Consider the following 15,622-nt stretch of genomic DNA (forward strand, 5'->3'; position numbering starts at 1 on the left):
CTTGTAAGGCAATGAAATTTACTCACATTATTTTTCTATTCTTTTTGGTTATGGCATCTTGTACGCAACAGCAACAATCATCTGATATTGAACAACAAGTTGATCAATTGATTGATCAGCAAATTAAAGACAAACGCGTAGAATACTGTAAGGTAAGTGTTTCTGTAAATGATGGCAAGACGGCAATAACCGGAGCTACTGTTTCTAAAGCGACCTTTGAATCGTTGGAATCGTTTGCATCGGAAAACGGATGTGATTTTTCTGTTGACCTGTTGCCTGATGAGACTTTTAGCGAAAATCCATGGGCAGTGGTTACTATTTCGGTTTGTAATATCCGGAGTAACGCAAGGCATTCTGCCGAAATGTTAACGCAGTCGATTATGGGTACTCCTGTTAAGGTTTACCGCAAAGAGGATGGCTGGTATTTAGTTCAAACGCCCGACCGTTATTTTGGCTGGGTTGATGGCGCAGGAATTGCTCTGAAAAGCAATGAGGAAATGGCTGAATGGAAAACATTTAAGAAAGTACTTTACAAAAATCAATATGGATTTGCTTATGCTGAAGCGGATGCGAAATCAAACATTGCAACCGATCTGGTATTAGATAACTTATTAAGTGTGGTGGATGAAACAGCTGGATTTTATAAAACAGTTTTGGCCGACGGTCGTGAAGCTTTTGTGAAAAAGGATGAATGTATGGGCCTTGATAAATGGTACAATAAAAGTGTTGTCGCAAATGACGTGCTGGCAACCGCCGAAAAATTTATGGGCGTTCCCTATTTGTGGGGAGGTACTTCGGCAAAAATGGTCGATTGCAGTGGTTTTGTAAAATCGGCTTATTACAATCATGGAGTAATTTTGCAACGCGATGCATCGCAGCAAACATTATACGGAGAGCTGGTTGACACCGAAAACGGATACGATACCTTAGAAGCCGGCGACCTCGTGTTTTTTGGACGAAAAGCAACTGCTGATCAACGCGAAAGAGTAACACATGTTGGGTTGTGTTTAGGCGATCAGGAGTTTATTCATGCATCGGGAAAAGTGCGTGTAAACAGCTTGAACCGCGACAGTGAAAAATATACCGAACATTACGAAAAAGGTTTTGTACGTGCCCGCCGTATTATCGATAACGTTGATGGCGACGGAATTGAGTGGGTGGTTGACAACGCGTTTTTCAAACAGGTTTTACCTGAATAACATCAAGAATCAGAAGACATGGAATTACGTTTTAAACCTTTTGAACTTCAGTTAAAACATACTTTTACGCTGGCAACCAGCTCGCGCACAACCACGCCGGTAATGTTGGTTGAGCTGGAACACGACGGACTGATTGGATACGGAGAAGCATCGATGCCGCCGTATTTGGGCGAATCGCACGAAACGGTTAGCCGCTTTCTGAAAAAAGTGGACTTGTCGGGTTTTAGAGATCCGTTCCGTATGGATGAAATTCTGGAATATGTGGATCAGCTGGAGTCGGGAAACCGCGCAGCAAAAGCTTGTATTGATATTGCATTGCACGATTTGGTCGGTAAAATTCTGGGGCAGCCCTGGTATAAAATCTGGGGATTAAAACCTGAAAATACGCCTTACACAACCTACACTATCGGTATTGACACGCGCGAGGTGGTAATTGAAAAAACCAAAGAGGCCGCTGAGTTCAAAATGCTAAAGGTTAAAATGGGGCGCGATAACGACAAAGAGCTGATTGAAACGATTCGATCGGTTACCGATGTGCCTTTGTGTGTGGATGTAAACCAGGGGTGGAAAGACAAACATGAAGCTTTGGAGATGATACACTGGATGGATGAAAAGGGGATCGTTTTTGTGGAGCAGCCCATGCCTAAAGAGCAGCTGGATGATATGGCCTGGCTAACGGCACACAGTCCGCTGCCAACTATTGCCGACGAAGCTTTTCAGCGCATTCACGATATTCCGAAATTTAAAGATGTGTATTCAGGAATAAATATTAAGCTGATGAAAAGCACCGGTATGCGCGAGGCAAAGAAAATGATTGATGTAGCGCGTGCTCTCGATATGAAGGTTATGATCGGGTGTATGACCGAAACATCGTGCGCTATTTCAGCAGCTTCGCAGTTATCGCCACTTTGCGATTGGGCCGACCTTGACGGCGCACTGCTAATTACCAACGATGTTTTTGATGGCGTGAAGGTGATTGATGGGAAAGTTACCTTGTTCGACCTTCCCGGAATTGGCGTTGTAAAGCGCTACCTCTAATTATCTGCATAAAAAAAAAAGAACCGAAAAAACTGATGACTCAGTTCTGTTCGATTCTTTATCTTTCGCATAAACTTTAATCTGTCCTAAACAGATTGCTGTCCTTTTTTCTTGTAATTATCGAGTACGGCCCGAACTGATCCGTGTAAAAGAAGCAGGCGTTTAGCTTCTTCAAACTCAATGGCCAGTTCGTCAACGATCATTTTCGATCCACGTTCAACCAGCTTTTTGTTGGTGAGCTGCATGTCGACCATTTTGTTGCCTTTTACGCGCCCCAGTTTTATCATCAGCGAAGTTGTGATCATATTCAGCACCATTTTCTGCGCAGTTCCGGCTTTCATTCGTGTACTTCCGGTTACAAACTCGGGGCCTACAATCGGTTCGATGGCGATTTTTGCCACTTTGGCAATTTCCGAATCAGGATTACAGGTGATGCAAGCGGTAAGCAATCCGTTGTTATTGCCATCTTGCAAAGCACCAATAACGTAAGGTGTACCTCCCGAAGCTGCAATTCCAACAATAGTATCGCGATCATTCACCTGAAACTTCTGCAGGTCTTCCCAACCTCCGTGAATATTGTCTTCTGCGGCTTCAACAGCTTTGCGAATGGCACGGTCGCCACCGGCAATAAGGCCAATTACAACGCCATCGGGCATGCCATAAGTTGGCGGAATTTCCGATGCGTCCAAAATACCCAGTCGTCCGCTGGTGCCTGCGCCCAAATAAAACAAACGACCGCCTGCTTTAATGCGGTCAACCAGTTGGGTGACTAATTTTTCTATCTGTGGAATTTCTTTTTGTACGGCAACATGAATTTTTGCATCCTCGTTGTTAATTCCGGTTAACAGCTCTTCAACTGTCATCTGGTCGAGGTTGTCGTATAAAGATGATGATTCTGTGACCCTCATTTTCTTATAAATTGTAATGAAACTTTTTAAGTCCGTTTATAGGTTTATCAATAATATTTCCGATCTCAATTTTTCTATTGAATGCGACTTCCTTAAGTAAATCTGAATAGTGGTACGCAATCGAACCCACAAAGTTTACCGTGTAGTTTTGGTAGTCGTTATAGCGCTCAATGTTCCGGAAAAAGAAATCGGTAAAACTTCTTTTTATCAGGTTCTGAACGTAAATATGATTTCTGTTTTTGTTCAAAAATTCTGAAAATTTGGCCAGGTAGCGACTCGGGTATTCTTCGCGATAAACAGAGTTTAAAACATCCGCCATTTCAAGGTGCAGTTCGCTTTCCATTTTTTGTTTCAGGTCTTCGGGAACGGCACGTTTAAAATAGTCGTTCATCAAAAGTTTGCCCAAATAAGCACCACTTCCTTCGTCGCCCAAAATGAAACCAAGCGTAGGAACTTTATCTACAATTTCGGAGCCATTGTAAAGGCACGAATTGGTGCCGGTACCCAGTATACAGGCAATTCCCGATGATTTCCCAAGTAACGCACGTGCGGCACCTAAAATATCGTCTTCAACAGCTATCGACGCTTTGGGAAATACCTTTTTCAAAGCATCCGAAACAACGTGGTCGGTTTTGCCTTTTATACATCCCGCACCATAAAAATATACTTCGCTTACCTCTTCTTTTTGGTCGTTTGTGAATGTGTTTGAGAGAGTTGCAAAAATTTCTTCTGTTTGCTGGAAAAAGGGATTGATCCCGTTAGTGTTGATAATGAATTCTTTTTCAGGACTCATAAACAACCAATCGGTTTTTGATGAGCCACTGTCTGCTATTACAATCATTCTGATACTATTGGTTTATTTTCAGAAATTTCCTATCGCAAATGTACAAAATCTTTTCTGATTTGTAATATGTAATACAAATTTTGTCTACATTTGTTGCCATAATCTTAGTCGGAAACCTATGAAGAATTTAAACCTGACTAAATCAAGAATCCTTAAAGTAAGCAAGAAAATGGCAAAATTCCTGTTTTTCTTGTTCATAATTCTCCTTTCTACTTCTGTAAGTGCTCAGGAAAAAGAATCGCTGAAAGAGCAGTTGAACAAAGTGCTGAAGCAAAAAAGCAGTTCCGCATTTTATATGGGTAACGAAAATTACCTGAACGGAAAAAGGGTGGCGCTTGATACTGCATACTTTTCACCGGGCAACGACACCTTGTATCTCTATTTTAATAAGGCGCTTGCCGAAATGCCTTTTAGGGAAAACAGTTTGTCGATTGTTCGCGACTCTATTCGGAATGTATTGCCCGATTCGTTAAAAGAAATCCCTTTGAAAATTTGGGCCAATCAGTTGACATTAGAAGATTTGGTACCAAATTATTACAGAAACGAAATTTCAGTTGATAAAAACAGATTAACACCTGCAAAACGAGATAGAAGAAATGTAGTTCAAAAGTTGCGCCCTTTTGAAATTTCAGAGGGGCTTGACGGAGCAAATATAGCAATGTGGAACAGTCACGGCTGGTACTACGAACCTGCCCGCGACCGTTGGGAATGGCAGCGAGCACGTTTGTTTACTAACCTCGAAGATATTTCGCCAAGTTCGTTTGTAATCCCGTTTATTATACCGATGCTGGAAAATGCCGGAGCCAATGTTTTTAATGCACGTGAGCGTGACTGGCAGATTCACGAGGTAGTTGTTGATAACGATCGATCTACCGGGAAAAGCAAATTCAAAAAACCAAGAAAACGCAACGACGACGAAAAAGGATTTGTTTATTCTGAATTGATACAGGGAAACTCAAATCCTTTTCAGGAAGGAACTGCAGTAAGTTTCGAAAGCAGAAATAAATCAAATGTTGCCACCTATATTCCTGATTTCCCGGAGGCAGGAGAATACGGAGTTTATGTTTCGTATGCAAAAGGAGACGGGCCGGTAACTTATCGTGTAACACATTCGGGTGGTGTGACTGATTTTCTGGTTGATCAGCGAATGGGTTACGGAACCTGGATCTATCTCGACAAATTTTATTTCAATGCAGGAAAAGATAAGAAGGCAGCCAAAGTAGAGCTGATCGCTCCGGCAGGCGAGGGAAAAACATTTTCTGCCGATGCTGTGCGTTTTGGTGGCGGAATGGGAAATATTGTTCGCAATGGAAGACCTGGCGGACTTGCTCGTTTTTACGAAGGTGCCCGCTACAACCTCCAATATTCAGGTGCACCCGACACGCTGGTGTGGAATCTGTACAATGGTGAAGATGATTATAAAGACGATTATATGAGTCGTGGTGAATGGGTAGACTGGTTAATGGGAGCGCCTTTTGGTCCAACGAAAAACCGAATGGCACCTGGTTTGGAAATACCTATCGATCTGGCTTTTGCATTTCATACCGACGCCGGAATTTTACCCGACAACCAGATTGTAGGAACACTGGGCATTTATTCAACCGATAGAGATACTTCTGTTTTTCCTGATGGACAATCAAAATACGCCTCACGTGATTTGACGGATCTGATCCAATCGCAGATTGTAAGCGATATAAATGCCGTGTATAAAAGCAACTGGACGCGACGCGGAATGTGGAATTCGCAATACAGCGAAGCTTATCGTCCGCAGGTGCCAACAATGTTGCTCGAATTATTGTCGCACCAAAACCTGGAGGATGCCAAATATGTGTTGAATCCACAATTTCGGTTTGATGTTTCGCGTGCCATTTATAAAGGAATGTTGCGCTTTATAACATCGCAAAATGGACAGGAGTATGTAGTTCAGCCTTTGCCTGTTGATCATTTAAATGCCCGCTTTGCTAACGGAAATAAAGTGAAATTGTCATGGAAACCGGTACTCGACGAATTGGAACCAACTGCGGTACCTGAAAAATATATGGTGTATAAACGAATTGGTGACAATGGTTTTGATAATGGAACACTTGTAACTGAGCCGGAAATTACGCTGACCGATCTGAAGCCCGGAAAAGTTTATGGATTCAGAGTGACTGCTGTAAACGCTGGTGGCGAAAGTTTTCCGTCAGAAACTGTGGCGGTTGGAATTGCTGAAAACAGCAAAGGCGATGTGTTGATCGTAAATGGTTTTGATCGAATTGATGGTCCTGCTATTTTTGAAACCGATACGCTGGCGGGAGTTTTGCGTTTCCTCGATCATGGAGTGGCGTATGGATACGATGTGTCGACTACCGGCGATCAGTACGATTTTGAGCGAAAATCTGTTTGGTTGGATGATGATAGCCCCGGTTTTGGAGCGAGTTATGCCGATCTGGAAACAACCATTTTCAGAGGTAATACTTTCGATTTCTCGTTGGTTCACGGGAAAAGCCTGCTAGCCAATGGCTTTAGTTTTGTAACGTCGAGTGATGAAGCGGTAGAAGACGGTTTGACAGAACTTGAAAACTACAAGTTGGTTGATTTGCTTTATGGCGAAGAAAAACAAACATTATTACCCGGCAAGGATTCAACGGTACACATCGAAATCTATTCTGAGAAAATGATAAATGCGCTTTCAGAATACGCTGAGAATGGTGGAAACATTTTTATGTCGGGAGCGTATGTGGGCACGGAAATTCCAAAAGATAAAACGCAAAAAGAACGAATCGGAAAGCTGTTTGGTTTTAAATGGCGAACAGATCACGCCGTAAAAAACGGACAATTTTATTCCGTGAATTCAAATAGTAACTTTACAGGAGCGTTTAACACTGATTACGTTTTGGATCAATACCCGGTTGAAGCGCCCGATGGAATTGAAGCGTTTAATGAAGATGCGAAAACGATTTTCCGGTATGGCGAAAATGGAATCAGTGCAGGTGTTTATTACGAAAACAACTATAAATCGCTGGTGCTGGGATTTCCTTTTGAGAGTGTGAAAGAGCAGAATCAGCGTGATGCGTTAATGCGCGAAATATTGAAAATGTTAAATGATTAAGAGACTTAAATAATGACTAAAATTAACTGTTTCGTACCGGCCGCAGCCTGGTCGCAAGTGGCAGAAATGATTGGAGAATTACAGGCCAATCCTTCAGTAAATAAAATATTCTTACCCGAAAATGTGGCCAAAGAAGTCGGCGAAAAGGCAGAAGCTTTTTCGTTTGAATCTCTAACTTCTACTGCGATGGTAAAAGAAATGGCTGCCTCGTCAGAAGACGCGGATTACGTTTTGTTGCTGACAAAAGTAACGGCCGTAAAACTGGGGCAATTTGCCATCGAGCGTTTGGTGGACACCGCAGAACTGACTGGAGCGGTAAAAGTATATTCTGATTATTACGAGGTGAAAGAAGGAAAACTGGCAACGCACCCTGTTATTGATTACCAGGAAGGCAGTTTGCGCGACGACTTTAATTTTGGTCCGCTGGTGTTGTACAAAGCCGATGCATTTCAAACGGCTGTAAAAAACATGACACAGGATTTTGAACATGCCGGCATGTATTACCTGCGATTAAAAGTGGCGCAGCAGGGCGAATTGTTCCGCATGCCTGAGTTTTTATACACTATTGACGAGACCGACAACTGCAAAAGTGGTCAGAAAATATTTGATTACGTTGATCCGAAAAACCGCCAGGTGCAGGTTGAAATGGAGCAAGCGGCAACCGAACATTTAAAAGATGTGGAGGCGTGGATAAGTCCTGATTTTACGCCGGTGGAATTGGATGAAACGGCTTTTGCGAAAAAAGCGTCGGTGGTAATTCCGGTGCGAAACCGCGAAAAAACTATTGCCGATGCAATCGAATCGGTACTGATGCAAAAAACGAATTTCGATTTTAATTTGATCGTCATCGACAATCACTCTACAGATAAAACCACTTCAATTATCCAGTCTTTTGCTGAAAAAGATGAGCGTGTGGTTCACATTATCCCGGTGCGCGAAGATCTTGGAATTGGCGGATGCTGGAACCTTGGCGTTCACGATTCGCGCTGCGGAATGATTGCAATGCAGCTCGATAGCGACGATATTTACAAAGACGAAAATACGCTGCAAAAAGTGGTTGATGTTTTCGAAGCAGAAAAATGTGCGATGGTTGTGGGAACTTACCAGTTGGTGAATTTCGATTTGGAAGAAATACCACCGGGTATTATCGACCACAAAGAGTGGACGCCCGACAATGGAAAAAACAATGCATTGCGTATTAATGGTTTAGGTGCGCCGCGTGCTTTTTACACACCTGTATTGCGTGATGTGAAAATTCCAAATACCAGTTATGGCGAAGATTATGCAGTTGGTCTGGCGATTTCAAGAGATTATCAGATTGGCCGTATTTACGACAATTTATACCTGTGCCGCCGTTGGGATGATAATTCGGATGCGGCGCTGGATATTGTAAAAATGAATGCACACAATACCTACAAAGACAGGATACGTACCATCGAGTTAAAAGCCCGTCAAAGGAAGAACAGAGGGTAAAACTATGCTTCGACTTCGCTCAGCATGACCGTGGCATTGTTGGTCACAGTGAGCGAAGTCAAACTGTAAATGTGCAAAACAAACTTTATGAATTCAATTTCAAAGGAAATAAAACAACTTCTCTCGGATCAGAAAACAGAATGGGAACTGGCAGGAAAAAACTTTGCCGGATTGGAAGGTGTGCAGGTGCGCGAGTTTCAGTTCGACGGATTTACGGTTAAAGTCCAGTTTAATCCCGGCCGAATTGTTTCGTCGGCAGCCAAAGTGGATAAAAAGTCGATTGCAGCGCGCCCGTGTTTTTTGTGTGCGGAAAATCGTCCGGCCGAGCAGCGAGGCGTAGCTTTTGGCGATTACGAGGTGTTGGTAAATCCATTCCCGATATTTCCCGAGCATTTTACCATTCCTGCTTTTGCCCACACACCACAGCAGATAAAAGGAAACTTTGGTAACATGTTAGATCTGTCGCAGGCCATGGAAGGTTTTTCCTTGTTTTACAATGGTCCAAAATGTGGCGCGTCGGCACCTGATCATTTTCATTTTCAGGCAGGGAATGCAGGATTTATGCCGCTTGATGAGGAAACGACCACATTAAAGGAAAAATACGGTGATTGCTGGGAAATCGATGAAGTGAATTACTGCGCCATAAAAGATGGTCTTCGCAACTTCTTGGTATTGGAATCGGTCGATAAAATGGTTTTGATTAATGCTTTTACACATATTTATTCAGAGCTTGAAGACCCACAAAATGACGAGGAACCGATGCTAAATATTCTTGCTCGTTATAATGATGGTGGCTGGCGAGTTCTGGTTTTTCCGCGTGCCTTGCATCGTCCTTCGCAATATTTTGCCGAAGGAGAGGAGAACATTCTGATCAGTCCGGCCTCGGTTGATATGGGCGGTGTATTGATCACTCCACAGGAAAAAGATTTTTTGAAGATCGGGAAAACCGACATTGAAAGTATAATGAAACAGGTTTTATTGCCTGTCGACCAATTCGATAAACTAACTACAAAACTTAAACAATGAGCAGTCCAAATATTCACGTAGGCATAATGAGTGCCGATAAAATCGATTTTAAACTTCACGGAGAATACCAGCTGGTGGGTACAAAACATACTTTTTCGGGCGATGAAACAGTGCGTTTCGAAAATGGAACTTTGCAGCTTGCCGACTCCGAAATCAGTGGCGATAAATTGTATTTTATGCCGCTTGACAAGGAAAACTCGGAGTTCGAATTGAAAGATGTAACCATCGGTGTAAATTTTCACTGGGAGCAAAAGGAAGACCAGAAATTTCAGGGAGCCTTAAAGTTTATTATCGAAGAGGGACAAATTACGGCCGTAAATATTTTGTCGATTGAAGATTACCTGATCAGCGTAATTTCGTCGGAAATGAGTGCCAAAAGTTCGCTTGATTTGTTGAAAGCGCACGCTATTATTTCGCGCAGCTGGTTAATTGCACAAACCGAAAAGCAGGATAAACTGACCGATGCCGGAGAAAGCTATGAAAGCACTTTTGAAACCGACGATGAGTATATAAAGTGGTACGACCGGGAAGATCACATAAATTTTCATGTTTGCGCCGACGATCATTGCCAGCGCTACCAAGGGACAACACGTTCGCACAACCCGAATGTGGTGAAGGCGGTAAACGAAACTGCCGGAGTGGTACTTGCATACAAGGGCGCAATTTGTGATGCTCGTTTCTCGAAATGTTGCGGTGGAATTGCCGAACTTTTTGAGAATTGCTGGGAACCTGTAAATCATCCGTACCTTACTGCAGTGATTGATAATCCTGCTTCTCCAAAAGGTTTTGAAACCGATCTTACGGTGGAAGAAAATGCCGTTCCGTGGTTAAAAAATGCACCGGAATCGTTTTGTAATACCGATGATGAAGAAGTGCTGAAACAGGTGCTGAACGAGTACGACTGGACGGCCAAAGATTTTTACCGCTGGACGGTGGAATACAAACAAGATGAACTTTCTGCATTAATTCTGAAACGTTCCGGTCATGATTTCGGAAAGATTTTGGATATGATCCCGGTTGAGCGCGGTGTTTCAGGACGATTGATAAAACTAAAAATTGTTGGTTCGAAAAAGACGTTAACAGTTGGAAAAGAGCTCGAAATCCGAAGGTGGTTGAGCGAGTCGCATCTGTACAGTTCTGCATTTCTGGTTGATAAAGTGAATGTTGTGGAAGGCGTTCCCGGAAAAATTATTCTGCGAGGAGCCGGCTGGGGGCATGGTGTTGGATTGTGCCAGATCGGTGCTGCCGTTATGGGTCACAAAGGCTATAAATACGATGAAATTCTGAATCACTATTTTAAAAATATAGACCTCGAAAAACGATACTAACATGACCAAACGGGCGTTTCTCTCATTTGTTCTGGTGTTTGTTGCTGCAAGTGTTTTTGCACAGCAGAAAGTTATTCGAATCAATCAATTGGGCTACTTGCCGCAGTCGGTAAAGGTGGCTGTTTTTCTCTCAACCGAAGCGGAAATCGCCGAACAGTTTCAGGTGTTTGATGCCTTGAACGATAAGATGGTTTATGAGGCAAAAGTAAAACCGGTTGACGGCAGTGAATGGGGAATGGAGACAGCTTTTCGACTTGATTTTTCGTCTGTAACAAAGGTCGGTGGTTATTATCTCAAAATTGGTGAAACCCGATCTCCTGCTTTTCAAATTGCTTCGGATGTATATGAAGGAACGGCAGATTTTCTGTTGAATTACATGCGCCAGCAACGTTGTGGTTACAATCCGTATTTGCAGGATTCCTGCCATTTACACGATGGAATAATTGTGGATCACCCAACTAAAACGGGACAAAAAATTGATGTGACGGGTGGTTGGCACGATGCTTCAGATTACCTGCAATACCTCACAACTTCTGCCAATGCAACTTATCAGTTGTTGTATGCATACGAGCAAAATCCGGCGGTGTTTAAAGATGAATACCGGGAGAATGGTGAGCCGGGAGCCAATGGAATTCCCGATATATTGGATGAAGCAAAATGGGGGCTCGACTGGATGGTGAAAATGAATCCCTCGGCGGGGGAGATGTACAACCAGATTGCCGACGACAGGGATCACCGCGGTTATCGTTTACCAAATAAAGATACGGTGAGCTATGGTCTGGAAGGAATTTATCGTCCTGTGTATTTTATTACCGGAAAACCACAAGGGCTGGCTGAACATAAAAACCGCACAACCGGCGTTTCGTCGAGTGCTGCAAAATATGCTTCGTCGTTTGGTTTGGGAGCAATGATGGTTAAAGAGTATTACCCGGAGTTTGCCAAACAAATAGCAGCAAAAGCTACCGAAGCTTATGCGTTTGCATTGAGTGATTTGGGCGCTTGTCAAACGGCTTGTAATGTGTCGCCATATTTTTACGAGGAAGCCAATTATGTGGATGACCTTGAACTGGCAGCCACAACTTTATATCAGTTGACCGGTGATGGTTATTACTTAACTGAAGCCAAAAAATGGGGTAGTGTTGAGAATGTTACACCCTGGATGTCGACAGGTTTTGCACGCCATTATCAGTTTTACCCATTTGTGAATCTCGGGCATGTGAAACTGGCCGAAAAGGATGAAAACTTTGCAACATATTTGAAACAGGGATTAACGCATCTATACGATCGTGGAAAGGATGATCCGTTTCTGAATGGTATACCGTTTATCTGGTGCTCGAATAATTTGGTGGCGGCAGCCATAACGCAGGCCCGCGCTTACGAAGAAATTACCGGCGACCGCTCGTTTGCCGAAATGGAAGCCGCTTTGCGCGACTGGCTTTTTGGCTGTAATCCGTGGGGAACAAGTATGATTTGCGGATTACCGGCAGGAGGTGATAACCCGGAGGAGCCGCATTCGTCCATCACAAAAATTTTGGGTGAAACAACTTATGGCGGTTTGGTTGACGGGCCGGTTTATAATTCAATATTTTCAGGACTTATTGGTATTGAAATTCAGCAACCCGATCCGTTCGAAGCTTTCAACAACGGCAAAGCGGTTTATCACGATGATTTGGGTGATTATTCATCGAACGAACCCACTATGGATGGAACGGCAAGTTTGAGTTACTATTTATCGTCGATGGAAAAAATGGGGCTGGATCAGCAGAATAAGTATGAAAAAGATGCACAGGGAGCTATCCGACACATTCAGCCTTCAGAAAAAAATATTTACCTGGTGTTTTCTGCACATGATAAAGCTGAAGGCGCTGAGCATATTTTAAAGGTGCTCGATAAAAAGAATTGCAAGGCTTCATTCTTCTTTACCGGCGACTTTTTGCGCGACAAACAATTTCAATCAACCATAAAAAACGTGATCAAAGATGGACATTATTTGGGGGCACATTCCGATAAGCATCTTTTGTATTGCGATTGGACAAAACGGGATTCGCTATTGGTTGACCGAACTACTTTTGAGCAGGATTTAAAAGCAAATTACGAGGCTTTGCAGCAATTTGGAATCAACAGCGAAAATGCAAGCTGGTTTTTGCCGCCTTACGAATGGTACAATTCCACTACTGTAAACTGGGCTGGCGCACTTGGATTGACGACCATTAACTTTTCGCCCGGAATACGCAGCAATGCCGATTACACAACTCCTGACATGACGAATTATTTGTCGTCGGATAAAATCATGGAAAGTATTTTTCGGGTAGAGGAGGAGCAAGGATTAAACGGAGCGATTATGCTGATTCATCCCGGAACGGAAGAAAAAAGAACAGATAAATTTTATCTTCGTTTGGATGAACTGATTGAACGACTGCAGGCAAAAGGTTATAATTTTAAACGATTACCATAGATTTTTACAAATAAACCGATCAACCAACATGGCTAAAACAAAAACTCAACGCAATCCCTGGTTTTGGATTCCCACACTTTATTTTGCAGAAGGATTACCCTACGTAATTGTAATGACCCTCTCGGTGATCATGTACAAACGGTTGGGCATATCAAATACCGACATCGCTTTATACACCAGCTGGCTGTATTTGCCATGGGTGATTAAACCGCTGTGGAGTCCGATTGTGGATTTGCTGAAAACCAAGCGTTTTTGGATTGTCATCATGCAATTGGTGGTTGGTGTTGGGCTGGCCGGTGTCGCGTTTACCATTCCTGTCAGTAATTTCTTCCAGTATACGCTCGCGTTTTTCTGGTTGCTGGCTTTTAGTTCGGCAACCCATGATATTGCCGCCGACGGGTTTTACATGCTCGGTTTGTCGCAGGGTGATCAATCGTTTTTTGTGGGGATCAGAAGCACCTTTTATCGTTTTGCCATGCTTACAGGGCAGGGGCTTTTGGTAATTATTGCAGGTGCTTTGGAAACCGCTACAGGTTTGGAGCCGCTTGAAGTTAATGTGACAGCTCAGAATATTCCGGTTCAGGAATTGACGTTTAATCCTGAAAGCTATCAGCAACTGCACGAAGCAGGAGATATTTATTTTGTTTCGGAAAATGAGGTGAAAGTGCCCATTGGTTTGGTAACCAAAGAGCAGGCAGCTGACATAAAGAAAAGTGTGGATGAATGGAACATCAACAATAACTTTTATGCCAGTGAAATTCCGGTAGCTACAAAAGATGTCGGCTGGTGGACACGAAAAGTGTCAACACCATTAAAAGAGACGCTCAAGGAAAAATTCAATAAAGAAAAGGTTGACCTGAGTTCGGAGGTGGGTAATCTGGCTATTATCCCCATTCAGCTTTCAACAAAACCTGATGCCGGCGAAGAGGTGGTACTGAATTTTGGTTACGAAAAAGGCGACGCCAGTATAAAACTGGTGCAGACCTATCGTTATGTGTTCAACGACACGAACTGGGATAAACCTGCATTTGCCGTTGTTCAGCTCGATCCGAAACTGAAGAAAGCCACGCAGGCAACTTTTGTAGGTCGTTCGGGAAATATACGCTTTTCATGGCTGGTAGTTATGGCTTGTATTGCCGTTTTGTTTGTGGCCTTTTCGTTGTATCACCGTTTCGCATTACCGCATCCGGCCAGCGATGTATCCAACAAAACCGAAGGCAAAAGTGTGATGGGAGAGTTCTTCGAAACCTTTGCAGCCTTTTTCCGCAAAAAGGAAATCATATCGATTATGCTGTTCCTTTTGTTGTACCGCCTTGCTGAATCGCAATTGGTGAAAATGGCCTCGCCGTTTTTGCTCGATGCCCGCGAAGCCGGTGGACTGGGACTTACAACCGGCGATTTGGGTTTAGTGTATGGAACAGCCGGAATGATTGCGTTAACTATAGGTGGTATTTTAGGAGGTATTGTAGCCTCTCGCAAAGGACTAAAACACTGGCTGTGGTGGATGGCGCTGGCCATTAACCTGCCCAACCTTTGTTATTTGCTGCTGTCGTTGTTTAACCCCACATCGTTGTGGTGGATTTCTGCCGCCGTGGTAATCGAGCAGTTTGGTTACGGCTTTGGTTTTACCGCATATATGCTCTTTTCTATTTACGTTTCGGAAGGAAAACACAAAACGGCGCATTATGCCATTACCACCGGTTTTATGGCGCTCGGAATGATGATCCCGGGAATGTTGAGCGGTTGGTTGCAGGAAATAATTGGTTACCAGAGTTTCTTTGTTTGGGTGATGATCTGTACCATCCCGATCTTTTTGGTGCTGCCATTTGTAAAAATCGATTCGAAGTTTGGGATTAAGGAGAAGGAGTAGTTTGTTATCTGCGAAGGATGCCATCTTTCTGAGTTTTTTTAGAGAGAGATGGCATCCTTTCTTTTCTTCCTGTAAGGTTTTTGCTAATCCTGAAGACTTTCTGTACATCCTGTAAGGTCTGGAGTCGTCCTGCCTCGGTTTTGCCCATTCCTGTAGCGCAGGATGGCGAAAATGTGTCGCAGGACGCCCAAAATCGGCGCAGGATTGCAAAAAAGTACCGCAGGATTAGCAAAAAGGTTACAGGGAAGGCCAAAACTAATGCAGCACGTGAAATATTCCCGCAGGATGCTCTTTTTTGAAACTTTGTCAGCCCTAAAGCCCGTTTTACGACAAATCCGCCGATAACAATTCTTGGAAAGCTTTTTGATTAGCCTTAGTCTTTATAACTTT

10 protein-coding genes are annotated in these 15,622 nt (G+C 43.3%); 8 read left to right on the forward strand and 2 right to left on the reverse strand.

Annotation, left to right across the window (positions count from 1 at the left end):
• Positions 1 to 11 precede the first annotated feature (11 nt).
• Both QZ576_RS08315 and QZ576_RS08320 read left to right on the forward strand, forming a co-directional pair.
• Positions 12 to 1,199, forward strand: a complete 1,188-nt coding sequence (locus QZ576_RS08315; RefSeq protein ID WP_297095979.1) for a C40 family peptidase — start codon at positions 12 to 14, stop codon at positions 1,197 to 1,199.
• A gap of 18 nt (positions 1,200 to 1,217) precedes the next feature.
• Entirely contained in the window at positions 1,218 to 2,237 is a 1,020-nt protein-coding gene (locus QZ576_RS08320; RefSeq protein WP_297095983.1) for a dipeptide epimerase, read from the forward strand.
• An 86-nt stretch (positions 2,238 to 2,323) separates the two neighbouring features.
• Here the strand turns inward: QZ576_RS08320 and murQ are convergent, their stop codons facing one another.
• Together murQ and QZ576_RS08330 are read right to left on the reverse strand one after the other, a co-directional pair.
• Complete coding sequence (gene murQ / locus QZ576_RS08325; protein WP_297095985.1) at positions 2,324 to 3,145, reverse strand: N-acetylmuramic acid 6-phosphate etherase; 822 nt, start codon at positions 3,143 to 3,145, stop codon at positions 2,324 to 2,326.
• A 4-nt stretch (positions 3,146 to 3,149) separates the two neighbouring features.
• Positions 3,150 to 3,986: a hypothetical protein gene (locus QZ576_RS08330; protein ID WP_297095987.1), complete on the reverse strand. Its 837-nt coding sequence runs from the start codon at positions 3,984 to 3,986 to the stop codon at positions 3,150 to 3,152.
• A gap of 121 nt (positions 3,987 to 4,107) precedes the next feature.
• Between QZ576_RS08330 and QZ576_RS08335 the strand changes: the two genes are divergently transcribed.
• From QZ576_RS08335 to QZ576_RS08360, 6 genes are all read left to right on the forward strand, one after another.
• Entirely contained in the window at positions 4,108 to 7,080 is a 2,973-nt protein-coding gene (locus tag QZ576_RS08335; protein ID WP_297095989.1) for a fibronectin type III domain-containing protein, read from the forward strand.
• 12 nt (positions 7,081 to 7,092) lie between these two features.
• Entirely contained in the window at positions 7,093 to 8,553 is a 1,461-nt protein-coding gene (locus QZ576_RS08340) for a glycosyltransferase family 2 protein (protein WP_297095991.1), read from the forward strand.
• Between the two features lie 87 nt (positions 8,554 to 8,640).
• Positions 8,641 to 9,579: a DUF4922 domain-containing protein gene (locus QZ576_RS08345; protein WP_297095993.1), complete on the forward strand. Its 939-nt coding sequence runs from the start codon at positions 8,641 to 8,643 to the stop codon at positions 9,577 to 9,579.
• Positions 9,576 to 10,907, forward strand: coding sequence for a SpoIID/LytB domain-containing protein (locus QZ576_RS08350; protein ID WP_297095996.1), 1,332 nt, complete (start codon positions 9,576 to 9,578; stop codon positions 10,905 to 10,907). The genes QZ576_RS08345 and QZ576_RS08350 overlap by 4 nt, the downstream gene beginning before the upstream one ends.
• A gap of 1 nt (position 10,908) precedes the next feature.
• Positions 10,909 to 13,362 carry a glycoside hydrolase family 9 protein gene (locus tag QZ576_RS08355; RefSeq protein WP_297095999.1) on the forward strand — a complete coding sequence of 818 codons (2,454 nt, stop codon included), beginning with the start codon at positions 10,909 to 10,911 and terminating at the stop codon, positions 13,360 to 13,362.
• Positions 13,363 to 13,390: 28 nt separating this feature from the next.
• Positions 13,391 to 15,232: an MFS transporter gene (locus QZ576_RS08360; protein WP_297096001.1), complete on the forward strand. Its 1,842-nt coding sequence runs from the start codon at positions 13,391 to 13,393 to the stop codon at positions 15,230 to 15,232.
• Positions 15,233 to 15,622 lie beyond the last annotated feature (390 nt).

The organism is uncultured Draconibacterium sp. (assembly GCF_913060805.1).
GTDB lineage: Bacteria > Bacteroidota > Bacteroidia > Bacteroidales > Prolixibacteraceae > Draconibacterium.

Coding starts and splice junctions, on each gene's coding strand:
- QZ576_RS08315 (WP_297095979.1), top strand. CDS start 12: ATGAAATTTACTCACATTATTTTTCTATTCTTTTTGGTTATGGCATCT.
- QZ576_RS08320 (WP_297095983.1), top strand. CDS start 1,218: ATGGAATTACGTTTTAAACCTTTTGAACTTCAGTTAAAACATACTTTT.
- murQ (WP_297095985.1), bottom strand. CDS start 3,145: ATGAGGGTCACAGAATCATCATCTTTATACGACAACCTCGACCAGATG.
- QZ576_RS08330 (WP_297095987.1), bottom strand. CDS start 3,986: ATGATTGTAATAGCAGACAGTGGCTCATCAAAAACCGATTGGTTGTTT.
- QZ576_RS08335 (WP_297095989.1), top strand. CDS start 4,108: ATGAAGAATTTAAACCTGACTAAATCAAGAATCCTTAAAGTAAGCAAG.
- QZ576_RS08340 (WP_297095991.1), top strand. CDS start 7,093: ATGACTAAAATTAACTGTTTCGTACCGGCCGCAGCCTGGTCGCAAGTG.
- QZ576_RS08345 (WP_297095993.1), top strand. CDS start 8,641: ATGAATTCAATTTCAAAGGAAATAAAACAACTTCTCTCGGATCAGAAA.
- QZ576_RS08350 (WP_297095996.1), top strand. CDS start 9,576: ATGAGCAGTCCAAATATTCACGTAGGCATAATGAGTGCCGATAAAATC.
- QZ576_RS08355 (WP_297095999.1), top strand. CDS start 10,909: ATGACCAAACGGGCGTTTCTCTCATTTGTTCTGGTGTTTGTTGCTGCA.
- QZ576_RS08360 (WP_297096001.1), top strand. CDS start 13,391: ATGGCTAAAACAAAAACTCAACGCAATCCCTGGTTTTGGATTCCCACA.